25 protein-coding genes and 1 pseudogene are annotated in these 20,896 nt (G+C 58.5%); 15 read left to right on the top strand and 11 right to left on the bottom strand.

Translation table 11 applies throughout. From position 1 onward, the window contains the following. Nucleotides 1-17 precede the first annotated feature (17 nt). The 6 genes from ureE to ribA all read left to right on the top strand — a co-directional run bounded on the left by ureE (nucleotide 18) and on the right by ribA (nucleotide 5,214). Nucleotides 18-554, top strand: coding sequence for an urease accessory protein UreE (ureE, locus tag ACFOFO_RS03235; RefSeq protein ID WP_390330843.1), 537 nt, complete (start codon nucleotides 18-20; stop codon nucleotides 552-554). A 14-nt stretch (nucleotides 555-568) separates the two neighbouring features. Beyond that, the gene (locus ACFOFO_RS03230) at nucleotides 569-1,249 is read left to right on the top strand and encodes an urease accessory protein UreF (RefSeq protein ID WP_390326195.1); all 681 of its coding nucleotides are present in this window, start codon (nucleotides 569-571) and stop codon (nucleotides 1,247-1,249) included. Between the two features lie 103 nt (nucleotides 1,250-1,352). Next, on the top strand, nucleotides 1,353-1,982 hold the full coding sequence (gene ureG, locus ACFOFO_RS03225; RefSeq protein ID WP_390330841.1) for an urease accessory protein UreG: 630 nt from the start codon (nucleotides 1,353-1,355) through the stop codon (nucleotides 1,980-1,982). A gap of 298 nt (nucleotides 1,983-2,280) precedes the next feature. Continuing rightward, complete coding sequence (locus ACFOFO_RS03220; protein WP_390330839.1) at nucleotides 2,281-2,895, top strand: HupE/UreJ family protein; 615 nt, start codon at nucleotides 2,281-2,283, stop codon at nucleotides 2,893-2,895. A gap of 218 nt (nucleotides 2,896-3,113) precedes the next feature. After that, nucleotides 3,114-4,142 carry a sulfate ABC transporter substrate-binding protein gene (locus ACFOFO_RS03215; protein WP_390326193.1) on the top strand — a complete coding sequence of 343 codons (1,029 nt, stop codon included), beginning with the start codon at nucleotides 3,114-3,116 and terminating at the stop codon, nucleotides 4,140-4,142. 412 nt (nucleotides 4,143-4,554) lie between these two features. Continuing rightward, nucleotides 4,555-5,214 (top strand): GTP cyclohydrolase II, encoded by a 660-nt coding sequence (gene ribA / locus ACFOFO_RS03210; RefSeq protein WP_390326191.1) that lies wholly within the window; start codon nucleotides 4,555-4,557, stop codon nucleotides 5,212-5,214. 159 nt (nucleotides 5,215-5,373) lie between these two features. Here ribA and alkB read toward each other — a convergent pair whose 3' ends face one another. The 3 genes from alkB to ada are packed head-to-tail and all read right to left on the bottom strand — an operon-like array spanning nucleotide 5,374 to nucleotide 7,890. Continuing rightward, nucleotides 5,374-6,027, bottom strand: coding sequence for a DNA oxidative demethylase AlkB (gene alkB / locus ACFOFO_RS03205; protein WP_390326189.1), 654 nt, complete (start codon nucleotides 6,025-6,027; stop codon nucleotides 5,374-5,376). Nucleotides 6,028-6,037: 10 nt separating this feature from the next. After that, nucleotides 6,038-6,787 carry a 2OG-Fe(II) oxygenase gene (locus ACFOFO_RS03200; RefSeq protein ID WP_390326187.1) on the bottom strand — a complete coding sequence of 250 codons (750 nt, stop codon included), beginning with the start codon at nucleotides 6,785-6,787 and terminating at the stop codon, nucleotides 6,038-6,040. Then, nucleotides 6,784-7,890: a bifunctional DNA-binding transcriptional regulator/O6-methylguanine-DNA methyltransferase Ada gene (ada, locus tag ACFOFO_RS03195; RefSeq protein WP_390326186.1), complete on the bottom strand. Its 1,107-nt coding sequence runs from the start codon at nucleotides 7,888-7,890 to the stop codon at nucleotides 6,784-6,786. Before ada ends, ACFOFO_RS03200 begins: the two co-directional genes overlap by 4 nt. Before the next feature lie 274 nt (nucleotides 7,891-8,164). Between ada and ACFOFO_RS03190 the strand changes: the two genes are divergently transcribed. The 3 genes from ACFOFO_RS03190 to ACFOFO_RS03180 all read left to right on the top strand — a co-directional run bounded on the left by ACFOFO_RS03190 (nucleotide 8,165) and on the right by ACFOFO_RS03180 (nucleotide 9,966). Continuing rightward, entirely contained in the window at nucleotides 8,165-8,821 is a 657-nt protein-coding gene (locus ACFOFO_RS03190; protein WP_390330837.1) for a DsbA family oxidoreductase, read from the top strand. 65 nt (nucleotides 8,822-8,886) lie between these two features. Beyond that, entirely contained in the window at nucleotides 8,887-9,159 is a 273-nt protein-coding gene (locus ACFOFO_RS03185; protein ID WP_390326183.1) for a YkvA family protein, read from the top strand. A gap of 135 nt (nucleotides 9,160-9,294) precedes the next feature. Further along, on the top strand, nucleotides 9,295-9,966 hold the full coding sequence (locus ACFOFO_RS03180) for a LysE family translocator (protein ID WP_390326181.1): 672 nt from the start codon (nucleotides 9,295-9,297) through the stop codon (nucleotides 9,964-9,966). 220 nt (nucleotides 9,967-10,186) lie between these two features. On the opposite strand, the gene ACFOFO_RS03175 is transcribed toward ACFOFO_RS03180, so the two are convergent. The 5 genes from ACFOFO_RS03175 to ACFOFO_RS03155 form a co-directional block, all read right to left on the bottom strand. Beyond that, nucleotides 10,187-10,660: an SRPBCC family protein gene (locus tag ACFOFO_RS03175; protein ID WP_390326178.1), complete on the bottom strand. Its 474-nt coding sequence runs from the start codon at nucleotides 10,658-10,660 to the stop codon at nucleotides 10,187-10,189. Between the two features lie 56 nt (nucleotides 10,661-10,716). After that, nucleotides 10,717-11,244, bottom strand: coding sequence for an SRPBCC domain-containing protein (locus tag ACFOFO_RS03170; protein WP_390326176.1), 528 nt, complete (start codon nucleotides 11,242-11,244; stop codon nucleotides 10,717-10,719). Next, nucleotides 11,241-11,783, bottom strand: coding sequence for an SRPBCC family protein (locus tag ACFOFO_RS03165; protein WP_390326173.1), 543 nt, complete (start codon nucleotides 11,781-11,783; stop codon nucleotides 11,241-11,243). The genes ACFOFO_RS03170 and ACFOFO_RS03165 overlap by 4 nt, the downstream gene beginning before the upstream one ends. Further along, nucleotides 11,767-12,117, bottom strand: a complete 351-nt coding sequence (locus tag ACFOFO_RS03160; RefSeq protein WP_390326171.1) for an ArsR/SmtB family transcription factor — start codon at nucleotides 12,115-12,117, stop codon at nucleotides 11,767-11,769. The genes ACFOFO_RS03165 and ACFOFO_RS03160 overlap by 17 nt, the downstream gene beginning before the upstream one ends. Nucleotides 12,118-12,222: 105 nt before the next feature. Beyond that, nucleotides 12,223-12,396, bottom strand: a complete 174-nt coding sequence (locus ACFOFO_RS03155; RefSeq protein ID WP_390326169.1) for a hypothetical protein — start codon at nucleotides 12,394-12,396, stop codon at nucleotides 12,223-12,225. A gap of 299 nt (nucleotides 12,397-12,695) precedes the next feature. Here ACFOFO_RS03155 and ACFOFO_RS03150 point away from each other — a divergent pair, with 299 nt between their 5' ends. From ACFOFO_RS03150 to ACFOFO_RS03140, 3 genes are read left to right on the top strand one after another with little or no spacing between them, the layout of a single operon-like run. Beyond that, a complete protein-coding gene (locus ACFOFO_RS03150) occupies nucleotides 12,696-14,072 on the top strand; it encodes an NfeD family protein (protein ID WP_390328212.1) in 1,377 nt (458 codons plus the stop codon). 2 nt (nucleotides 14,073-14,074) lie between these two features. Next, nucleotides 14,075-14,848, top strand: a complete 774-nt coding sequence (locus ACFOFO_RS03145) for a slipin family protein (protein WP_390326167.1) — start codon at nucleotides 14,075-14,077, stop codon at nucleotides 14,846-14,848. 55 nt (nucleotides 14,849-14,903) lie between these two features. Next, nucleotides 14,904-15,284, top strand: coding sequence for a VOC family protein (locus tag ACFOFO_RS03140; RefSeq protein ID WP_390326165.1), 381 nt, complete (start codon nucleotides 14,904-14,906; stop codon nucleotides 15,282-15,284). 39 nt (nucleotides 15,285-15,323) lie between these two features. Here ACFOFO_RS03140 and ACFOFO_RS03135 read toward each other — a convergent pair. Further along, nucleotides 15,324-15,503, bottom strand: a pseudogene (locus ACFOFO_RS03135) (PhnA domain-containing protein); the annotation flags it as partial. An 85-nt stretch (nucleotides 15,504-15,588) separates the two neighbouring features. On the opposite strand from ACFOFO_RS03135, the gene ACFOFO_RS03130 reads away from it, so the two are divergent. Next, the gene (locus tag ACFOFO_RS03130) at nucleotides 15,589-16,527 is read left to right on the top strand and encodes a sulfurtransferase (protein WP_390326163.1); all 939 of its coding nucleotides are present in this window, start codon (nucleotides 15,589-15,591) and stop codon (nucleotides 16,525-16,527) included. Nucleotides 16,528-16,611: 84 nt separating this feature from the next. Here the strand turns inward: ACFOFO_RS03130 and ACFOFO_RS03125 are convergent, their stop codons facing one another. Further along, nucleotides 16,612-17,475 (bottom strand): patatin-like phospholipase family protein, encoded by an 864-nt coding sequence (locus ACFOFO_RS03125; protein WP_390328210.1) that lies wholly within the window; start codon nucleotides 17,473-17,475, stop codon nucleotides 16,612-16,614. A 367-nt stretch (nucleotides 17,476-17,842) separates the two neighbouring features. Next, a complete protein-coding gene (locus tag ACFOFO_RS03120) occupies nucleotides 17,843-18,247 on the bottom strand; it encodes a GYD domain-containing protein (protein WP_390326162.1) in 405 nt (134 codons plus the stop codon). A gap of 332 nt (nucleotides 18,248-18,579) precedes the next feature. Between ACFOFO_RS03120 and ACFOFO_RS03115 the strand changes: the two genes are divergently transcribed. Beyond that, nucleotides 18,580-18,987 carry a PPC domain-containing DNA-binding protein gene (locus ACFOFO_RS03115; protein WP_390326160.1) on the top strand — a complete coding sequence of 136 codons (408 nt, stop codon included), beginning with the start codon at nucleotides 18,580-18,582 and terminating at the stop codon, nucleotides 18,985-18,987. 136 nt (nucleotides 18,988-19,123) lie between these two features. After that, complete coding sequence (locus ACFOFO_RS03110) at nucleotides 19,124-19,972, top strand: NAD-dependent protein deacetylase (RefSeq protein ID WP_390326159.1); 849 nt, start codon at nucleotides 19,124-19,126, stop codon at nucleotides 19,970-19,972. Nucleotides 19,973-20,896 lie beyond the last annotated feature (924 nt).

The raw sequence follows: 20,896 nt of genomic DNA, 5'->3' as shown, positions 1-20,896 counted from the left end.
CAAATAACCACATCAAAATGCTGACACTCCACACCAAAATTGAACAGGCAGAATCCATCAGCGGCCAGCTCGTCTTGCCCTACGATCTGCGTGAAAAAAGCCGCCAGCGCGCCACCTTGACTTCGGGCGAGGAGGTCGCAGTGTTCACCGTGCGCGGCACGGTATTGCGTGATGGCGATCTGCTCAAGGGCGATGACGGCCGCGTGGTGCAGATCGTCGCTGCCCACGAGCCTACATATCGGGTCGACTGCCCGACGCCACGCGACCTGCTGCGTTGCGCGTTTCACCTCGGCAATCGACACACCCAAGCGCAAGTCGGCGGCGATGCCACCAGCGGATTTCTGCGCATCCGCAAGGACAGCGTCCTCAAGGAGATGCTGGAAGGACTGGGCGCAAGCGTGACCGAGGAGAGCGCCGCCTTCGAACCGGAATCTGGCGCTTATCAGGGCGGCGGCCATCACCACCACGGCGAAGCTGGCGACGGCCATCCGAACAACCCACTGGCCCCGATCCCGCTGCGGCAAAAAATCCACCGACCGTCCGACCCCAAGTAAGCAGCCTAAATCGCATGCAATCGGCCGCTCTCATTCATCTGCTTCAACTCGCCAGCCCATCGCTGCCGATCGGTGCGTACAGTTACTCCCAAGGTCTGGAAGTGGCGATCGAAAACGGCATGGTCAACAACGATGGTTCGGCGCGGCGCTGGATTGTCGATCAACTGCGGCATGTGGTCGCGGTTTTCGACGCGCCAATTTTATGGCGCTTGTTGCGGGCCTTTGCTGCACGCGATCAACAGGCGGTGAGCGACTGGACCGAACGTTTTGTCGCTGCCCGCGACACCTTTGAATTTCGCGCAGAAACGATTCAGATGGGTTATTCGCTGGCTAAGCTGGTGGCGGATTTGCAGATCGCCGATGCGAGCTTGCTGGGAATTTTACAAAGTCAGGCCGAGATCCCGCTGCCGACCGCACTGGCCTGCGCCGCCGTTGCGCTCGATGTGCCGCACGATGCGGCGCTGCTCGGGATGCTCTTTTCGTTGGCTGAAAATCAGGTGCTGGTCTGCGTCAAATCGGTGCCGCTAGGCCAGGTAGCCGGCCAGCGCTTATTGTTATCGCTGCGGCCAGAACTGGAAGCTTGCGCGCAGCAGGCGCAACAACTGACCGATGACGAATTATCGAACTGGTCACCCGGCCTGTCGTTGCTGTCGATGCAGCATGAAGTGCAATACAGCCGGCTATATCGGTCATGAATCGTTGGTCATGAATCATTGGTCATGAGTCCTCACCCATAAATCACCCGGACCAGTACGCCGCTGCCCACTCTTATTTTTTCAATTTTCAATCCACAGGCCCATGAACAACCCATCCAATCCCCTACGCGTCGGCATCGGCGGCCCAGTCGGTTCCGGCAAGACCGCTTTGTGCGAAATGCTGTGCAAAGCGATGCGCGACCAATACGATATGGCTGTCATCACCAACGATATCTACACCAAGGAAGACATGGAAATCCTGCTGCGCGCCGATGCGCTGCCGGCGGAACGCTTGATGGGTGTCGAGACCGGTGGTTGCCCCCACACGGCGATCCGTGAAGACGCGTCGATCAACCTGGAGGCGATTGCCCGCATGTGCGCCGATTTTCCCAACCTCGATTTGATTCTGATCGAATCCGGCGGCGACAATCTGGCCGCGACGTTCAGTCCCGAGTTGTCGGACCTGACCATTTATGTGATCGACGTCGCCGGTGGCGAGAAGATCCCGCGCAAGGGCGGGCCCGGCATTACGCGATCCGATCTGCTGATCATCAACAAGACCGATCTGGCGCCCTATGTCGGCGCGGATCTGGGCGTGATGGCGACTGACGCGAAACGCATGCGTGGTGAGCGGCCGTTTGTATTCACCAATTTGCGGACCGGCGATGGCGTCCAAACAGTGATCGAATTCATCCGCAAACAGGGTTTGCTGGACCAGGCACACGGCGTGTAGAAATCCCATTCGTATTTGCTTGATCAACAAAAACGTAATTATTCAGCCTGTGCTGAAGGGGTGAATGATTGGTACACAAAGTCCGTTCGCCCTGAGTAGATCCGTTTGCCCTGAGTAGGTCCGTTCGCCCTGAGTAGCGAAGCGTATCGAAGGGAGCGTATCGAAGGCTGCACAGCCTTCGATACGCCCGACCGGCTACTCAGGAAGAACGGCATATTGGGATCGTTAAAATCAGTGCTGGTTGCGAGCTGGACAGTTACCAAAAAACCATCTTTGATTGCGCTTTAAGGAGAACAATATGTCGCATCGTTCACAAAATAATGTTGCCAAAGTTGGCGTCCGTCTGACCACGTTTGGCCTGCTATGTCTTGGCGCCAGCCCGGCCTTTGCCCACATCGGTGCGCATGACGCAATCGGTTTGCGTGCTGGATTTGCGCATCCATTTTCCGGCCTCGATCATTTGCTGGCGATGATTGCGGTAGGTATCTGGGCCGCACAGATGAAGGGCAATGCCAAATGGGTGTTGCCGCTAACATTTCCACTGATCATGGTCGCGGGTGCTGTGCCGGGTTTCATGGGCGTCGACTTGCCGGGTTTTGAAATCGGCATCGCCACATCGGTCACCGTGCTCGGCGTGTTGATCGCCTGTGCGGTACGTGTGCCGACCCGGCTGGCCGCTGCGCTGGTTGCCGCATTCGCAGTGGTGCATGGTTATGCCCACGGCGCGGAATTGCCGCGTCAGGCCGCGGCAGGTTTTTACGGTGCCGGATTCATTGTGGCGACCGCTTTGCTGCATTTGATTGGTTTGTCTGCCAGCGCATTTGGTAACAGCAGACTGGCATCGAACGCATTGCGTCTGCTCGGTGGCGGAATCGCTGCTTGTGGCGTCTATTTGATGGCCGGCGCGGTGTGAAAACGAAACCCGACGTAGTGGGGTATTTCGTGTTCGGTAACTTCTTTCAGCCAAGAGCCGGTCCCGGCGCATTTTAGCCCGGGGATATGCCGCATAGGATTTCGCCCCCTCGATATACACATTCCGCATATCAAACCACGAAAGCATTCGTTCTCTTGCGGCTCCCACCTCCGTACCCTACATATTCCGAACTCGCAATGAATCAAGGGGAAATGTAGATGCTGTCCAAGAAACTGATCCAATTGGCCGTGCTGGCCGCCACCGTGACTGCAGTCGGTCTGCTAGCGGCCCCGCGTTCGCGGGCGGCCGACACCTCGCTGCTGAATGTCTCCTACGATCCGACCCGCGAGTTGTATCAGGATTTCAATCAAGCCTTCGCCAAGCAATGGAAGGCGAAAACCGGCGACGATCTGAAGGTCAAGCAATCGCATGGCGGCTCCGGCAAACAGGCGCGTTCGGTGATCGACGGCCTCGATGCCGACGTGGTCACGCTGGCACTGGCGTATGACGTCGATGCAATCGCTGAGCGCGGGCTGCTGGCGAAGGACTGGCAGGCGCGGTTGCCGCACAACAGCACGCCGTATGCGTCCACCATCGTGTTCCTGGTCCGCAAGGGCAATCCGAAAGGGATCAAGGACTGGAACGATCTGGTCAAGCCGGGCGTGGCCGTCATCACGCCGAACCCGAAGACCTCGGGCGGCGCGCGCTGGAACCATCTGGCCGCCTGGGCCTATGCGTTGAAGCAGCCGGGCGGCAATGAAGCGAGCGCGAAAGAGTTCATTCGCAAGTTGTACAAGAACGTGCCGGTGCTCGATTCCGGCGCACGCGGCGCGACCACCACCTTCGTCGAGCGTGGCATCGGCGACGTGCTGATCGCGTGGGAGAACGAGGCGATCCTCGCGATCAAGGAACTCGGTCCGGACAAGGTGCAGATCGTCGCGCCGTCGCTCAGCATCCTGGCCGAGCCGCCGGTCGCGGTGGTGGACAAGGTGGTCGACAAGCGCGGTACCCGCAAGCTGGCGGAGGCTTACTTGCAATACCTGTACAGCGATGAAGGGCAGGAAATTGCGGCCAAGAATTATTACCGGCCGACTTCCGACCAGATCGCGCAAAAGTACGCGGCGCAGTTCCCCAAAATCAAATTGGTCACGCTCAGCGAGATCGCAGGCAACTGGACCCAGGCGCAGAAAACGCATTTCGCCGATGGTGGGGTGTTCGACCAGGTGTACGCGCCGGGGCAGAAATAGCGGGTATTTAAAACGGATTTCTGGACATTTCGGCTAACTTTGCCCTCCGTGCAGATGGAGGGCAAGGTCGTTTACCGCCGTTCATTTCAATATACTCAGTCATGCATGGCTTAATTACGTAAATTAATCCATCTGACTTTGCATATACTGGCGGCAATCTGTGTTGCCGGCCATTCATATTGATGTTGTCATGGCGTGCAGCACGTCGCTCCGTGGGACGTCTGTTCCGGCATCCGCGTGCGCGCCGCATCACGCATCGCGTCGTCGCGCCCTGAATCCTGCGGCTGAATCGGGTATCCTTCCACTAGTTGTGACGTCGGTGCGCTGCGTCCCGCGCGACCGTGCCGATGGCGCTGATGGTCCGCCAGACTTGCCCGCCAGCCTTTCCATTTACCCGAACAAGAACAAGCCCATGCCAGATTTTCATTCCGACACCCACGCCGACAATCACGCCGATGCGCTGGTCGATAAAGTCGCCGTGTCCCGCCTGCCGACCCGGCACGGCGAATTTGCGGCCCACGTTTTCCGATCCCGCCTCGACGGCTGCGAGCACATGGCGCTGGTCGCCGGCGATGTCAGCGGCCAGGAGGACGTACTGGTACGGCTGCATTCCGAATGCCTGACCGGCGACGTGCTCGGCTCGCTGCGCTGCGATTGCGGCCAACAACTGGAAGTGGCGCTGGAGAAGGTCGGCCATGCCGGCCGTGGCGTGCTGCTCTATTTGCGCGGCCAGGAAGGGCGTGGCATCGGGCTCGGCCACAAGATCAAGGCTTATAGCCTGCAGGATCAAGGACGCGATACGGTCGAAGCGAATGTGGAACTTGGCCTGCCGGTCGACACCCGCAGCTATGAGGTCGCGGCGCAGATACTGAAGGATCTGGGCATTCGCTCGGTGCGCCTGATGAGCAACAACCCGCGCAAGATCGCCGCGCTGGAAAAGAGTGGCCTGCCGGTGGCGGAGCGGATTCCGCTGCACATTGCGCCGAACAGCGAGAATCTGCGCTATCTGCTGGCCAAACAGCAGAAGCTGGGACATATGCTGGATCTGGCGACGCCCAAATCGAAACAGTGAATGCGGTGCGGCGCTCCCGCACTTCCAGGATACTCATAAAGATGATTGGCTATTCCGCTTAAAAATAAAGCGGATTTTTAATATACTCCATTAGAATTTCCAATTCGCGAGCGGCGCGTGGCGTCGTTCGTCACACAGGAATAGCTGGCACGCCGCCTCTCAGGCGGCCTTGCGAAACGTCAGATTGATCCGATGATGACCCACCAGCGGGTGGGTCGCTTCCTTCAGCGGCAGCACGCCGTGATAGCGCAATCTTGCCGGACCGCCCCATACCACCACGTCGCCATGCGTCAGCGGCACCCGCATCGGTTTGTCCTCGCGCCGCGCGCCGCCGAACTGAAACACCGCCGGGATGCCAAGCGACACCGACACGATCGGCGCATCAAAGTCGCGCTCATTGCGGTCCTGATGCAGCGACAGCCGCGTGCCCGGCTCGTAGCGATTGATCAGACACGCATCCGGCGTAAATCCATCAAATCCGGCGCTGCTCGCCGCCGCTTGCGCCAGCGCCAGAAACACCTCCGGCATGCCAGGCCAAGGCTTGCCGCTGGCCGGATCCGTGGTGTCGTAACGGTAACCGGTGCGATCCGTGACCCAGCCATAGCGACCGCAATTGGTCATCGCCACCGACATGCGAAAGCCGCCGGGCGTGATCATGTGGCGCAGCGGCGCCGCGCCGGTGATGCCGTCGAGCGCGGTCAGGATCGCCGCCTCATGCGCCAGCGCGAACCGCCGCAGCACGACCGCTCCGGTACACAATTGCTCGCACCACATCCGGTCCGGTTCGGCATCGGCAAACAGGTCGAAAGTCATGTCATCGCTCTCACGTCGCGTCATGAAAAATGATGCCAAGCGTGTGCCGATGGCCGGAGCGCAGCCGGCTCACGCCATGCCGCAGATTGACCCGGTACACCCCGCGCGTGCCTTGCACCGGCCGGTGGTGCACCGCGAACACCGCCGCGTCGCCCTGCCGCAGCGGCACCACTTCCGGCCGTGACTGCATGCGCGGCCGCTGTTCGGTCAGCACGAACTCGCCGCCGCTGAAATCCAGGCCCGGCTCCGACAACAGGATCGCCACCTGCAACGGGAAAACATGCTCGCCGTACAGATCCTGATGCAGGCAGTTATAGTCGCCCGCGCCGTATTGCAGCAGCAACGGCGTCGGCCGCAGCTGGCCAGCATCATGGCAGCGCGCGATTAAGTCGGCATGCCGCGCGGGGTAGCGCACATCGATCTCCATCGCCATATTCCAGCGATTGGCAATCGGCGCCAGCTGCGGATAAATCGCGGTGCGCAAGCCGGCAACGAGGTCGGGCAGCGGATAGCTGAAATACTTGTATTCGCCGCGGCCGAAGCCGTGCCTGGCCATCACGACCTGGCTGCGGAACATGCCCTCCAGCGGATACAGCGCGGCCAGCGCAGCGCATTCCTGCGCGCTGAGCAGGCCGTCGATCTGGGCGCATCCCTGCGCGTCGAGGTCGGTCGATACGCGTTGCCAATCGACTGCCTTGATCCGATCGGCAATCTCTTGCACCTCGCCAATGGCGGCGGCCAATGCGAGCGGTGCGTTCATGCGTGCGCCTCCTTGTCGAGCAGCGCGCGCTTGCGTTCCACGCCCCAGCGATAGCCGGACAGGCCGCCGTCGTGGCGCACCACGCGATGGCAGGGAATCGCAACCGCCAGCATGTTGGCGGCGCAGGCCTGCGCCACCGCGCGCACCGCTGTGGGCGAGCCGATGCGGCGTGCAATCTCGGTGTAACTCGCAGTCTGGCCGGCCGGAATCTCGCGCAGCGCCTGCCAGACACGCTGCTGGAACGCGGTGCCGCGTACATCGAGCGGCAGGTCCAGGCCAAACTGCGGCGCTTCGACCAAGCCGACCACCTTGGCCACCAGTTGTTCGAATTCACGGTCACCACCGATCAGCTTGGCACGAGGGAAACAGTCCTGCAGTTCGCGTGCCAGCGCATCCGGGTCATCACCCAGCAGGATCGCGCACACGCCGCGCTCGCTCTGGGCTACCAGGATCGCGCCGAGCGAACATTCGCCGATGGCGAAGCGCATTTCCGTGTTGGCGCCGCCGGCACGGTAATTGGTCGGCGTCATGCCCAGCACCGCATTCGATTTTTCGTAGAAACGGCCGTTTGAATTGTAGCCAGCGTCGAAGATCGCTTCCGTGATGCTGGTGCTGCGGCCGTGGTCACGGTCATGGCCATGGCCGCCGAGTCCCTGGCGCAGCCGTTGGTCGCGCTGCGCGACGGCATATGCCCTGGGCGTCAGGCCGGTAAGCTGCTTGAACACGCGATGGAAATGAAAACTGCTGACGCCGACGCGCAGCGCCAGCTCGTCCAGCGTCGGCACGGTTTCCGATGCCTCGATGATGCGGCAGGCCTCGGTGACCTTGGCCGCGTATTGCTCTGCCAGCGAAGCCTGGTCCGGCTTGCAGCGTTTGCAGGGACGGAATCCGGACTTCTCGGCATCCGCACAGGTGGCATGGAAACGAACGTTTTCCGGCCGTGCCAGCCGCGCGGCGCAGGACGGGCGGCAGTACACGCCGGTAGTGCCGACCGAGTAATAAAACCTGCCGTCAGCCTTGGCATCACGCGCCATGACACTGGCCCAACGCGGGTCACTGACCGTCGCGGCGGCGAGTTGCACATTTTTTGTGGATGCGGTCATGATGCTTTCCTTTCAACGATCTATCTGATGACTGAAAGTTTATCCGTGCCGGTATGGGTTCGCACTCCGTGTCTTGCTTTCAAATTCGATGAGCGGGATCCAGCGCGAAATGTTGCGCTTCTATACACTCACATGACGTGACAACAGATTTTACGATGCTGGCGGGGCGTGGTATCCCGACCATCGATGTCCCGGTTGATTTTCGGCTAGGTGGTCCAATATGACGGTATACGCGATGGATGTCCGATTGAAGCATGATATTTAAATGAAACCCGTGAACCCTCAGAAACCCGAACTCCAGATCGATTTTGTGTCCGATGTCAGCTGTCCGTGGTGCGCGATCGGGCTCAATTCGATGGAGCTCGCGCTCGGTCGCCTGGGCGAGCAGGTCAGTGCCGAACTGCATTTCCAGCCATTCGAACTCAATCCCGACATGCCGGCCGAAGGGCAGGAGATAGTCGAACATCTGGCGCAAAAATATGGCGCCGACCCGGAGCAGATCATGCGCAACGGCGAAGCGATTCGCGCCCGCGGCGAACAAGTCGGATTCACGTTCAAGATGGACAAGCGCGACCGGATCTACAATACCTTCGATGCCCACCGGCTGCTCCATTGGGCCGCGCTGGAAGGGCGCCAGACGGCGTTAAAACACGCGCTGTTTCAGGCTTATTTTACCAATGGCGAGAACCCGGGCGACCATGAGCTACTGATCCGGGTAGCAGGGCAGGTCGGGCTGGACAGCACGCGCGCCAGCGAGATTCTGTCATCCGACACCTACGCCGCCGAGGTACGCGAGAGAGAACGGTTCTACCACGGCCAGGGCATCCATTCGGTCCCTGCGGTGATTATCAATGATCGCCACCTGATTCAGGGCGGGCAACCGGCCGAGGTATTTGAACAGGCGCTCAGGCAGATCGCCGCGGCGATCTGAACTGGTTGTTCGCTGCCGACGGCACCCAAGTCGCGGCAAGTAATGTTGGATCAGGAGGAAGTTGCATGAAGAAGCTGCTCTTCATTTTCTGGCGCATCAGCAAGACCGACCTGCGCACGGCGTCGTTTGCATTGCGGCATGCGGATCGCCCGCGCTGGTTCTTGCCGGCTATCATCCTGCTCACCCTGTATTTCTTCGCGCCGTTCAACCTGGTGTTGCCGCTGGTCGGGATCGTCGATGACTTCGTGCTGGTCCCGTTGATACTGCACTACCTTGTCAAGTTGCTGCCCGCGCATGTCCGGGCGGGTGCGGGCACGGTGGCTGCGCCCACCCGATAATCGTTGTCGTCAGGTGGTTACTCGCGTGATCGTTTGATGAAGGGGGCAAGCAGCAAGCAGCAAGCAGCTTTGTGCCCGCGTCCTTATAATCACACATGGAGCGGCAAGGGCCGCTCACATTGGAGTAATGACAACATGAGTTTGCAGACCTGGTGGCTGTTCGTAATGATGACCTTCGTCGTGTCAGCGACACCGGGGCCCAATATGCTGCTGGTGATGAGCAGCAGTGCACGTTTCGGTTTTCGCGCTGCGATCGCGACCATGGCCGGTTGCATGGCGGCACTGCTGGCCATGATGAGCATTTCCGCTGCCGGTCTGGGCGCCTTGCTGCAGGCATTCCCGGCGGTGTTCGACGCTTTGCGCTGGGCCGGCGCCGCCTATTTGGCGTACCTCGGGATCAAGAGCTGGCGCTCACCGGTGCAGGACAACGCGGTGGCCGCCAACGCGGTGGACGCCAACGCGGTGGCCGCCACCGCGGTGGACGCGCCTCGCCTGGCAGAGCCGACCAAGTCCGGCGTGCTGTTCCGCCAAGGCATGCTGGTGGCTGCCAGCAACCCGAAGGCAATCCTGTTCGCGGCAGCCTTCCTGCCCCAGTTCATCCATCCGGAGCTGCCGAAGCTGCCGCAGTTCGCGATTCTGCTCGCGACCTTCGCGGTGATTGAAATCAGCTGGTACATGGTGTATGCCGGCAGCGGCCAACGATTGGCGAGCTATCTGCGCCGCGCCGCGGTGTTGAAGGCGTTTAACCGGCTCACTGGCGGTGTCTTCATCGGGTTCGCCGCGGTGATGGCGGCAGTGCGCAATTGAACGCCGCATGCACGTGACCTGCTGGTGTCAGCATTCGGGCCGGTGCGTCGCACTTACTCGCGAAGGGCCGCATGCGATAAAGGGCTGCATGCGGTAAACGGCCGCGATCGTCAGGATCGCAGCGCCAGCCAATGACTCTGGTGCACCAGATGGTGCTGCCACCAGCGCTCCCGAACTAGCCCATTCCCACGACGGAAAGCGCGTTCTTCGGGATCGGCGCTTACATCGTCGCCAAGTACTCCTCAAGGCAATCAAGGCTCGAATTGCCGCCTTCGATGGCAAATTGCTTGATTTGTTCGCATTTCTCTACCGATGGGAACAGCGACCGCATCGTCAGCGCGGTCTTGCTGCCTTGCTTGTCGAAGCTCACTGTGACGTGAAATTGTTCGGACTCGCGCTCGTCATCCCCGCCATGGGAGTAGACCAGGCGCGCGGGTGGCACGATCTCGATGAACACGATCTTGTTGTTGTAGTCGACACCATCGGGACCGTGCATGACGAAGCGCCAGATGCCGCCCGGTTTTACGTCCATTTCGTGGATGGTGTTGGTAAAGCCCTTCGGTCCCCACCATTTCGCCACCTGTTGCGGATCGGTCCACGCCTTGAATACCAGTTCGCGCGGCGCGTTGATGACGCGGCTGATGACGATTTCGCGATTGGCCGTGCTCGTCATCGCGTCATTTTTCTGGTTCATGTTGTTCTCCGTTTGTTGTTGCCTGAGCCCGTGATCAGCTTCCTGCCAGCCTGTCGTCAGGCTTTCGCCAGATGCGCTGCGAGCCGTTCCAGGCTTTCGGTCCAGCCTTCGGTCATTCCCATCTTCAGCATCGCGTCACGAATCGTTGCCGATTCGAAGCGGGTCCGGATCGTCAACTTGGTCTTGCCGTCGACGTCCTCGAAGGTCACCGTCGAGAGCATTTCCCCGGCTGGATTGCGCTCGTCCCGCGCACGGTTCGGCTTGACCATGTCGTGCCACGCGTCCGGGTGTTCGGAACAGTCGAGCGTCATGACGAGTCGCTCGGGTGCCACAATCTCCCGGTAGACGCCCTTGATCGGATAATCGACGCCGTCGGGGCTGCGCATCACGATGCGATGCGCGCCGCCGACGCGCAAGTCGATTTCGCACACCGGATTCGTGAAGTTGTGCGGCCCGAACCATCGCGCCATCTGGGTGGGATCGGTCCACGCCTGAAATACCAGCGTTCGCGGCGCATCGAGCAGGCGGCTAATCACGAATTCGTTGCCTGCTGCTGGCGCTTGCGGCGTGGTCGCGGTGTTCATTGTTTCTGCTCTCTCATGGTGTTCGCCAGGAATGCTTCGAGCTGATCGAAGGTACCCGAGTAGCCGACCCGCATGCCTTCGTGGCTGTCGTCGAAGGTCTTCTGTTCTTCCGCCGTTGCGTTGATCGCGGCCCAGTGGATGGTGATGGTGGTCTTGCCTTCATGCTCGGTAAACGTGGCCGTCGCGAGCGTTTCCAGCGGCCAGGTGGGGCTCATCGGGTGCCTTGTCACGCCACCCTGTGCATCCGAAAATGAAACGGTGTTGACCAGCCGTTCCGGCTTCACGATGTCGCGAAAAATCCATTTGCCCCACATGTCAAAACCGTCGGGCGATCGCATGCAGTAGTGAAACACGCCACCCGGCCGCAAGTCGAGTTTGCAGGACGGCATGGTAAAACCTTTCGGTCCAAACCATTGCATCAGGTGCTCGCGTTCTGTATACGCCTTCCACACCAGCGCACGCGGCGCGTCGACGGTGCGTGTGATGACAAAGTCGCCAGCCTGTGCGGACTGCGTGGTGAGATTATTCTGTTCGGCCATCTTCCTTCTCCTTTGTTTGTAATTGCTGCAGGTATTCATCTAAACGATCCAGACTTTGTTCCCAGAAACGGCGGTACTGTTCGACCCAATCCGCCACATCATGGAGCGGTTTTGCCTCCAGCCGGCACGGGCGCCACTGCGCCTGCCGGCCCTGCGTGATCAGCCCGGCGCGCTGCAGGACCTTGAGGTGCTTGGTAACCGCCGGTGCGCTCATCTCGAACGGCTTGCCGATCTCGGCCACCGATGCCGCGCCCGACGCAAGCCGGGCCAGGATCGCACGACGCGTCGGATCGGCGAGTGCCGCAAAGGTAGCGCTAAGGTGATCAGTGGACATCTTTAAAAACCAATTGGTTAATTAACCTGTAGGTAAATTATAGCGACCATCGATTGTTTGTCAAGCCGGAGCAGTCGAAAATCTTTGGCCAGGAGTCGATCTCGTCTATTGCGCGAAGCCGTATTGGTCAATGATTTCTTCCGCCCCTTCCGCCCCTTCCGCCCCTTCCGATCTTGCGATGGCATAAATATATTCGCGCAGAAGCGATAAACACCAGAATCTTGCTGTCCGCAACTTGCCGTCCACACGCAATGTGGCACACCTAAATAAACGATTCATCTGGGTTTTCTGTGGGTCACGGGTGAAATCTGTATTACCGCTTGACCCCGCAGAATCGGCTTGGCAAGCCCTGCCGCACTGCGGTATTCGTGGAAACTCAAGCAGCATGCGGGTTTCAGGACAATGCCTTTGAAACATAGAATTGCCATGTAGAAAAAGACAAATTTTTGACCCACACAAAAGTCTGAAGAACCAAATAAACAGAACTTTCAGTTATTGAAATTTCTGCAATAATTAAATTGCCTATTCAATTCAGTACTTCAGTACTTCACTGGGACATGATGAGGCTGCTGCAAATCATGGTGATGCTCTGCTTCGGGTTTTTCCTGAAGATGGTCATTGCTGCGCCTATTGTGGTGATACCGTTGGCCGGCGCAATCGGCCCTGCCAGCGCGGATTTCGTCGGCCGTGGCATCGCGCGTGCAGACAAGGACGGTGCGCAATTGGTCGTACTGCGTATCGATACGCCGGGCGGACTCGATCTGTCGATGCGGCAAATCATCCAAACGATATTGGCGTCTCCCGTGCCGGTGGTCGGCTTTGTGGCACCAAGCGGTGCCCGCGCCGCCAGCGCCGGGACCTACATCCTGTATGCCAGCCATGTCGCTGCGATGGCGCCCGGTACCAATCTGGGCGCTGCCAGCCCGGTCCGGATTGGCATGCCAGATCCAATGACGCCGGAGCGGCCACAAAAGCCCGGCGATGCTTCCGGGCCGGACCACCAGGCTAGTGCTCCGTCCGCCCCGGATTTGAAATCGGACACCCAAAGCACGCTGACTAGAAAGCAGATGCATGATGCGGCGGCATACATCCGTGGCCTGGCACAGCTACGCGGACGCAATGCGGAATGGGCCGAACGCGCGGTTCGGGAAGCCGTGAGCTTGTCGGCCGATGAAGCACTGGCCCAGAAAGTGATCGACCTCACGGCGCGCGATGTACCGGAATTGTTAATCAAGCTCAATGGCCGCAAGGTCGCCACCGCCAATGGCGAACACGTGCTGCATACTGCAGGGGCAAAGCTAGTGACGCTGGAGCCGGATTGGCGGAACAAGTTTTTGACCACCATCACTGATCCGAGTATTGCCGTGATCCTGATGATGGTCGGCATTTACGGTTTGATTTTCGAATTCTCAAATCCGGGTTTCGTACTGCCTGGCGTGGTCGGGGCGATCTGCCTGTTGCTCGCCGCATTTGCATTGCAAATGCTGCCGGTCAATTACGCCGGTCTAGCACTGATATTGCTGGGCGCAGGATTCATAACGGCAGAGGCGTTTCTGCCAAGTTTTGGCGTGATCGGCATCGGCGGCATCATTGCGTTCGCGTTCGGCATGTTGATCCTGATCGATACTGACTTGCCTGGCTTTGGCATCCCGCTGTCATTAATTGCGGTGCTGAGCGGGGTCACTGCACTCTTCATTTTCTTCGTTTCAGGCATCGTACTGAAAGCCCGGCGCCGACCGGTTGTCAGCGGGCAAGAAGCCTTGCTCGGTAGTGCCGGCCTCATGCTGAGCACTCTGCAACCCGATGTGGCGGACGGCGAAGGCTGGGCTCGTGTTCATAGCGAGCAATGGCGGGTGCGAAGCACGGTGCCGCTGCAGCAGGGACAACCGGTGCGGGTTATCGCACGTAACGGTCTGGTGTTGATGGTGGTGCCAATCATTGAACAAGGAAAATAGCCATGGGACTCACACTCGGATTTGGCGGCATTCTGTTTCTGGTGATCGCGATGCTGATGTTGTCGGCGATTCGCATTCTGCGCGAATACGAGCGTGGCGTGGTATTCATGCTGGGCCGATTCTGGAAGGTAAAGGGACCGGGCCTGATATTCCTCATTCCCGTCGTGCAGCAGATGGTGAAAGTGGATTTGCGCACCGTAGTGTTAGATGTGCCACCGCAGGATGTGATCACGCGCGACAACGTGTCGGTCAAGGTGAATGCGGTCGTCTATTTCCGCGTGGTCGATCCCGAAAAGTCGGTGATCCAGGTCGTCAAGTTTCTCGATGCGACCAGCCAATTGGCGCAGACTACGCTGCGCGCGATACTGGGCAAGCACGAACTGGATGAACTGCTATCCGAACGCGAACGGCTCAACCTCGATATCCAGCGCGTGCTCGATACGCAAACCGACGCCTGGGGCATCAAGGTGTCCACCGTCGAAATCAAACATGTCGACATCAATGAAACAATGATCCGCGCCATCGCACGGCAAGCCGAGGCTGAGCGCGAACGGCGCGCCAAGGTAATTCATGCCGAAGGAGAATTGCAGGCGTCAGAAAAACTGCTGCAAGCGGCGCAGATGCTTGCGAAGCAGCCACAGGCGATGCAGTTACGCTATCTGCAAACACTGACCAATATCGCCGGCGACAAGAGTTCGACCATCATCTTTCCAATGCCGATGGATATTTTCACCGTGCTGGCGAATGCCAAGGGACCCCAGCCGCCGGGTGCGTAGAACGCAAGCGAACCATGCTTGATCAGGATGCGTCCCGTCTATTGAGGACTAGCCATTGAAGGCCGCTGCAGGTAAAACGAAACCGACTATTGAAGCGTTGAGCGCGGTTACCCTGGCGACGCGGAACATGGTGCGCGCCGTATGCTTCTACGAGGCGCTCGGTTTTCCGTTAACAGCCGGAGGAGCTAATGCCGCATTTACCTCATTCGCGCTGGGATCTTCGTTTTTGAACCTGATCGCCGAAACGCATGGACCAATAAACTGGTGGGGCCGCGTGATTATCCATGTCTCCGATGTCGACGCCATGTACCAAAAAGCGCTTGACGCAGGGCTTGCTCCGATGTTTGCGCCCAGCGATGCACCTTGGGGCGAACGCTACTTTCATATTGTTGATCCGGATGGTCATGAGCTTAGCTTCGCAAAGACTTTGACCTAGGCTTTCCGGAATGGCCGATTGCGGGCAAAGGCAGGGTTTTTATCCCGTCCTCAGGTGGCGGGCCTTGAGCATAAAGTTGCCTGCATTCATCTTACGGTCCACCCCGTGGTGTCTTCCGTTCAAGCGGATGCTGTTGACCTTGGTGCCAATTCTGAGTGTGTTTGACGAGCACTGCGCTTTCAGGTCGTTGATTCGCACCACCGAGTCGTCATCGGCCAATCCATCTCGACCTACGCGAGGTATTACAATACGGGGTTTATTTCACTCGATGTCCAATCGCGACATTCTGTCATTCCTGCGTTAAATGAAATTAAACGATATTCGCATCACAACTCCCCCTTTGGTGTCCCGGCATTTGACGCGATGGCAGCAGCTGGTGACGTCAAGCTGGCTGGTCGGACTAATTTCCGGGGAATCGATCGCCGCTGCTCCATCCAGCGATTGGCGCTTATTTGAAGTCGGATGCGATGCCGCAGCGCTGTTCCTGCTCAGCCATATTCCTGGTGCCGGCTACCTCGATACCAATCAGTTGGAGCATGGGCCGCTATGGAACAAGGTTCCTGACCAGGCGCTGTTGCAGCTTTTGCTCGACAATGGCATTCGTCACGACACGACTGTGATGCTGTATGGCCGGAATAACCTGGCCGCAGCGCGTGCCGCGCATCTGATGTTGTATGCCGGCGTAAAGGATGTGCGCTTGCTGGATGGCGGCTTCGCTGCCTGGAATGACATGGCTTTACCGGTGGCACGAGGGGCCCCCCTTCAATATCGCGCGGTGAGCGACTTTGGCGCCGATTTTCCGGCGCATCCAGAGTACCTGATCGAGACCCACCAGGCCAAAGCGCTATTACAGCAGAAGGATGGCGCTCTGGTGAGTATTCGCACCTGGAATGAATTTATTGGCAAGACATCTGGCTACAGTTATATCGAAGCCAAAGGCGATATTCCAGGAACCCGCTGGGGGCGCGCCGGCGATGACGACGACGTCAACAGCATGAGCGACTTCCATAACCCGGACGGCACCATGAAGGCGCCCAATGAAATTTGCGCATTTTGGGGCAAGGCCGGCATTCATTCCGGGCAGAAGACGGCGTTTTACTGTGGCACCGGCTGGCGCGCCTCCCTCGCTTTTTTCTATGCGTGGTTAATGAACTGGGAGCGGATCAGCGTGTATGACGGCGGTTGGTGCGAGTGGAGTAGTGATCCGAGCAATCCGATCGTTAGTGGAGTACGTCCGCTTTAAGCGTGGTCCACGTTCGGCATTGACCAGACAAGCTTCGTAGCAACTCGTGGAAGCCTGAATCTGTGTCCGATTCATCGGTGTGCATCAATGGGCGTGCGCATGTAATGCTCCGGGAACACGCTGACGTGCGAACCCGCCGCGTGCGAGCCAGTGGACCGTCTGATCGGCCGCGCGCTCGATCAACTCACCAGCATGAGAAAAGTCGTACGGCGACGCCGTCAGGGGGCACAGAGGCGGCACGGTGATGATCTCAGCCTGCTCGCGATAGCGCTCGAGCTCCATCACCAACTGATGCGCGATGAGCAGGGTGACCGCGTGCAGTGCACTGGCGATTGTGCTGCGCGGCGGCGCCTCGAGAGCGCAGGCGAAACCGGTCGGCAGCACGATGACTCGCCTTGCGCCGAGTTCGATTGCGACGCTGATGGGCGTGTTGCTGGCGATCGCTCCATCCATCAGATACTGCTCGCCGATGCGAACCGGAGGAAATATAGCGGGAATGGCGCAGCTCGCCAGGACAGCATCGACCACAGGGCCGCTCGACAGCCGCACCGCACCTCCTCCAAGCAAGTCGGTCGCCACCACGTGCAAGGGAATGCTTGCCTGCTCAAACGTCTGGTACGGAAGGCATTGTTCGAGGATGCGGCGCAGTCCAGAGGGATCGACCGCAAAACGGTGGTCACCCAACAGTCCCAGGAAGCCGCGCCAAGCCAGCGGAAATACTGTGCTTCGGCGCATCCCGCCCCAAATGGCCTCCAACTGCGCGACGCCGTGCGCGTTCGGCGCACCGGCGAAGTAGGCGCCGTTGATTGCGCCTACGGATGAGCCGATCACGAGATCAGGCACCAAGCCATGAGCAACCACTGCACGCAGCATTCCCACCTGGACTGCGCCGAAGCTCCCTCCACCCGCAAGTACCAGTGCCGTCAGCTTGTCGGTCCTGTCGCTCATCATGGCAAACATTCCACACAATGGAAATTTAACGACGGCTGCGGCAGAGGCGCCGACCGCCTTTGCCCCTCTAATGCCACCTTGAGTGCTGATGCCAGTAAAGTCAGGGATCTGCCAGCGACCATCGGCCCCGTCAAGACTGCACCGTCAACGAGCATGGAAGGCCGAGTGGCGGAGGCGGCTTCAATCGGCATGATCATGGCAGTAATGTTGACGGGCGGTCTGACGGTCTCATAGTGAAGTGCAGTATTTGCGGCAAGCATCACGATACTGACAGCAATCGACAGAACAAGCACGTGTCCGTGAGACGCCGTTGGCAATAAATCCGCTCCGTAATGTGGCCGACAAGCTTACGGACCGATAGATTTCATTTTCTGTTCTTTGCGCCAGGCGAACTTTGCGGAAGTTGGCCGCCCTCGTTATCCCATTTCGCGACTTCGGCTTGGTCAAGTTCATACCCGGGTGGTCGGTAAATGGCGGTCTTTTTCACGGCCTCGTCGACTTCCTGAGGCGTCATCAGCACGATGGTTTTGCACGTGGCCGCGCCCGATGCATTGACCCTGAGCGCGAGTGCCGCGGCAGTGGCGTTGTCTGGCAGTTCGCCAATAATGAAAACGTCCTTGTCGCCAAAGGCATAATAAAATGCCTCAACGGCACCACCCATCGACTTGAATAATTCATCAACAGCGGCACGTCGCTTGGTACCGCCCTCTTTGAGCAGACCGTTGATGCCTTCGCCGACATAGTTGGCTTCAATCAGATATTTTGGCATTTGAATCTCCTTCCGGGTTTGGTACACAAGATCGGAGCAGTCGTCGTGGTTAGCAGTGGCCGAGGTCTGGGATGCAATCTCGCAACAATGAGCGCCAATTAAATCGGGACTGCCTGACCATCATCCTGCGTGCTGGCAACCTCATGCCGGACAGCAAGTCCTGCTCTGTTTAGCGGAAAAATCCGAATCTTGGATTAGCGCTATATTTGTTATATGTCAGCCATGGGCCAGATAAAGGCAGAACCGCAGAAGACTTGATAAATACGTACCCCGCTGAACTATTAGCCTGCACTATTAGCCTGAACTATTAATCCGTTAGCCTTGCCGCTGCCATGAAAACACTTCCTCTACGCCTTACCCCCGGACAAGACTTGCGTGCCGCTCTCGAAGCCGTGCTGGTCAAACATGACGTGCGCGCGGCCTTCGTACTTCAGGGCATTGGCAGCCTGAGCGTGGCGCAACTGAGGCTTGCCGGGGCGAAGCAGTCTACCGAATTTCGCGGCGACCTGGAGATACTGACGCTTGCCGGATCGCTCTCACGCGATGGTGCGCACCTCCATATCGCTGTGGCTGACGCACAAGGTCGTGTGGTGGGTGGGCATGTGACGGCAGGATGTTTCGTGCGCACGACGGTCGAGGTGCTGCTGGCGCTGCTACCGGAGCATCAGTTTGCTCGGGAGCAGGATCTGGATTCAGGTTTCGGCGAGTTGGTGATACGTCCGCATTCTCATGCAGATTGAGCGCAAGGCAAGCGAAGGCCAATTCCGTTCAAACCGCTCAGTGCTTTTTTGCCGTGGCGCTTCGAGAGGAAAGCAAGGCAATCGGATAGAACTTGTACCAGGCAATTTGTACCAGTCAATTCATATGAGGAGAACAATGGGTGTCGGCATGACTGGAAGCGACAGTGTGAACGAACTGCTCGGCTTCCTGCAGCGTTATCCCAATGTACTTGTGTTGACGGGCGCGGGAATGAGCACTGCATCCGGTATTCCGGATTACCGGGATAGGGACGGCGTGCGACGCGGCAAGGCGCCGGTGCAAGGACCGGATTTTCGAGGCTACGATTCAGTGCGAAAGCGTTACTGGGCTCGCAGTATGGTGGGTTGGCCGACATTGGCCCGGGCAGAGCCTAATGCGGGGCATCGCGCCATTGCCGAACTGGAGGCGAATGGCAATCTTGCCGCCGTCGTCACACAGAATGTTGATGGCCTTCATCAGCGTGCGGGAAGTGTACGTATTGTAGAACTCCACGGCAACATTCATTCAGTCGTATGCGTTGAATGCGGTATGCATTTCTCGCGCGGATTCATGCAGTCGCTGCTTCAGGAAGCCAATCCTGGTCTGGCAGGAGCAATGGCTGTTCCCGCCCCCGATGGCGATGCGCATCTGGAACCGGATTGCCTGACCGATTTTCGGATTCCTGATTGCCTGCACTGCGCAGGCGTGCTCAAACCGGATGTTGTTTTCTTCGGCGATGGCGTGCCGCGCGCACGTACCGAGGCAGCGGAAAAAACGCTGGAGCATGCCGATGCCTTGCTTGTGGTGGGATCGTCACTGATGGTGTACTCGGGCTATCGGCTGTGCAAGATCGCCGCGGAGACCGGCAAGCCGATTGCTGCAATCAATCTCGGAAAAACGCGCGCCGATCATCTCCTGTCCCTCAAAATCGAGAAACCTGCAGAACAAGTCTTGCCATTGCTGGCCCGCTTTCTCCGTCCGATCTGACCCGACAGTCTCTAGCGGCCACAAACGGACATTCAGAATATTCAGTCTTGCTACATGCAGGCCGTAATATATTAACAAGCCGTCAGGGTTCGACCGACCGCTTCGGGTCTAACTGGTTGCAGCTATACCAATAAACTGGCAGAGGTTTTTTCTCATAGCTGGGACGTGCTCGCTCAATAGTAGCGCATGAAAAGTAATGATTATATTCATATTGACGTGCTCCCTAACTTCATCCCAAACCGACTTGGGTCAGCGGCGTACCTAAGATGGGGACGGCTGAGTACTCCCTTTTTCCGGTATGGATCGACGTGGGAGTCAAGCCTATTTTTCTACCGCCGGTGCCTGCGCTGACAAGCAACACGCACGTTTAGTCCTGCCAAGGCGCCCACTTTCGTGCGCGAGTTTTCAGTATGTACGATGCGACTCTCGTGCTGCTCGAAGGTTAGCGTCGCAGTCACCAGTGAGATGCTCATTGAAAGAACGACCTTTGTGTGCAATATTGTAATGACAAGAATTTAATTACGTAATGCCGGGCATCGAAATTGGTTTGCAAGTGAGATCGTCGCCCTTGTTATCCAAAAAACGAAAATCTGAACAATACGGTTAGCGAGCCGATGGTCTTGATACTCGCGTACCGGCAAATGATCAAGGCGAGTCGAGTCCACTTATTCTCTTAAGGGGGAAATAATGAGATGCCAATTTGATAAAAGTCTGAGCTCGAATTTGATCGCCAACGACAGGCATTTGGTGTCAGGATTCGTTGTTGTTTGCATACTTGGCGTAACGGGTTGCGCTCGAACCCAGACAGAAGAACCCCCCCTGCCTGTAGCGTCGCAACAACCACCTCCGCCATCGTCGTACCCAATTCAGAACCCTGCCACTTTGCCACCGGATGATGGCGTTCCTAGGCATGTGCCGGGAAGC

Origin of the sequence: Pseudundibacterium arcticum, assembly GCF_042646465.1 — a bacterium.
Taxonomy (GTDB): Bacteria; Pseudomonadota; Gammaproteobacteria; order Burkholderiales; family Burkholderiaceae_D; genus Undibacterium_A; species Undibacterium_A arcticum.
The sequence above is the reverse complement of the archived record's forward strand: the minus strand, read 5'-3'. Positions and strand labels throughout refer to the sequence as shown.

Bases quoted from the DNA above. Each gene is read 5' to 3' on its own strand.
- ACFOFO_RS03150 (WP_390328212.1), top strand. From the start codon at position 12,696: ATGGTGATGCTCTGCTTCGGGTTTTTCCTGAAGATGGTCATTGCTGCG.
- ACFOFO_RS03110 (WP_390326159.1), top strand. From the start codon at position 19,124: ATGGGTGTCGGCATGACTGGAAGCGACAGTGTGAACGAACTGCTCGGC.
- ribA (WP_390326191.1), top strand. From the start codon at position 4,555: ATGCCAGATTTTCATTCCGACACCCACGCCGACAATCACGCCGATGCG.
- ACFOFO_RS03175 (WP_390326178.1), bottom strand. From the start codon at position 10,660: ATGAACCAGAAAAATGACGCGATGACGAGCACGGCCAATCGCGAAATC.
- ACFOFO_RS03125 (WP_390328210.1), bottom strand. From the start codon at position 17,475: ATGAGCGACAGGACCGACAAGCTGACGGCACTGGTACTTGCGGGTGGA.
- ACFOFO_RS03130 (WP_390326163.1), top strand. From the start codon at position 15,589: ATGAAATTAAACGATATTCGCATCACAACTCCCCCTTTGGTGTCCCGG.
- ACFOFO_RS03145 (WP_390326167.1), top strand. From the start codon at position 14,075: ATGGGACTCACACTCGGATTTGGCGGCATTCTGTTTCTGGTGATCGCG.
- ACFOFO_RS03155 (WP_390326169.1), bottom strand. From the start codon at position 12,396: ATGAATCGTTTATTTAGGTGTGCCACATTGCGTGTGGACGGCAAGTTG.
- ACFOFO_RS03220 (WP_390330839.1), top strand. From the start codon at position 2,281: ATGTCGCATCGTTCACAAAATAATGTTGCCAAAGTTGGCGTCCGTCTG.
- ACFOFO_RS03165 (WP_390326173.1), bottom strand. From the start codon at position 11,783: ATGGCCGAACAGAATAATCTCACCACGCAGTCCGCACAGGCTGGCGAC.
- ACFOFO_RS03215 (WP_390326193.1), top strand. From the start codon at position 3,114: ATGCTGTCCAAGAAACTGATCCAATTGGCCGTGCTGGCCGCCACCGTG.
- ACFOFO_RS03170 (WP_390326176.1), bottom strand. From the start codon at position 11,244: ATGAACACCGCGACCACGCCGCAAGCGCCAGCAGCAGGCAACGAATTC.
- ACFOFO_RS03180 (WP_390326181.1), top strand. From the start codon at position 9,295: ATGAGTTTGCAGACCTGGTGGCTGTTCGTAATGATGACCTTCGTCGTG.
- ACFOFO_RS03160 (WP_390326171.1), bottom strand. From the start codon at position 12,117: ATGTCCACTGATCACCTTAGCGCTACCTTTGCGGCACTCGCCGATCCG.
- ACFOFO_RS03230 (WP_390326195.1), top strand. From the start codon at position 569: ATGCAATCGGCCGCTCTCATTCATCTGCTTCAACTCGCCAGCCCATCG.
- ada (WP_390326186.1), bottom strand. From the start codon at position 7,890: ATGACCGCATCCACAAAAAATGTGCAACTCGCCGCCGCGACGGTCAGT.
- ACFOFO_RS03185 (WP_390326183.1), top strand. From the start codon at position 8,887: ATGAAGAAGCTGCTCTTCATTTTCTGGCGCATCAGCAAGACCGACCTG.
- ACFOFO_RS03115 (WP_390326160.1), top strand. From the start codon at position 18,580: ATGAAAACACTTCCTCTACGCCTTACCCCCGGACAAGACTTGCGTGCC.
- ureG (WP_390330841.1), top strand. From the start codon at position 1,353: ATGAACAACCCATCCAATCCCCTACGCGTCGGCATCGGCGGCCCAGTC.
- ACFOFO_RS03200 (WP_390326187.1), bottom strand. From the start codon at position 6,787: ATGAACGCACCGCTCGCATTGGCCGCCGCCATTGGCGAGGTGCAAGAG.
- ACFOFO_RS03120 (WP_390326162.1), bottom strand. From the start codon at position 18,247: ATGCCAAAATATCTGATTGAAGCCAACTATGTCGGCGAAGGCATCAAC.
- alkB (WP_390326189.1), bottom strand. From the start codon at position 6,027: ATGACTTTCGACCTGTTTGCCGATGCCGAACCGGACCGGATGTGGTGC.
- ureE (WP_390330843.1), top strand. From the start codon at position 18: ATGCTGACACTCCACACCAAAATTGAACAGGCAGAATCCATCAGCGGC.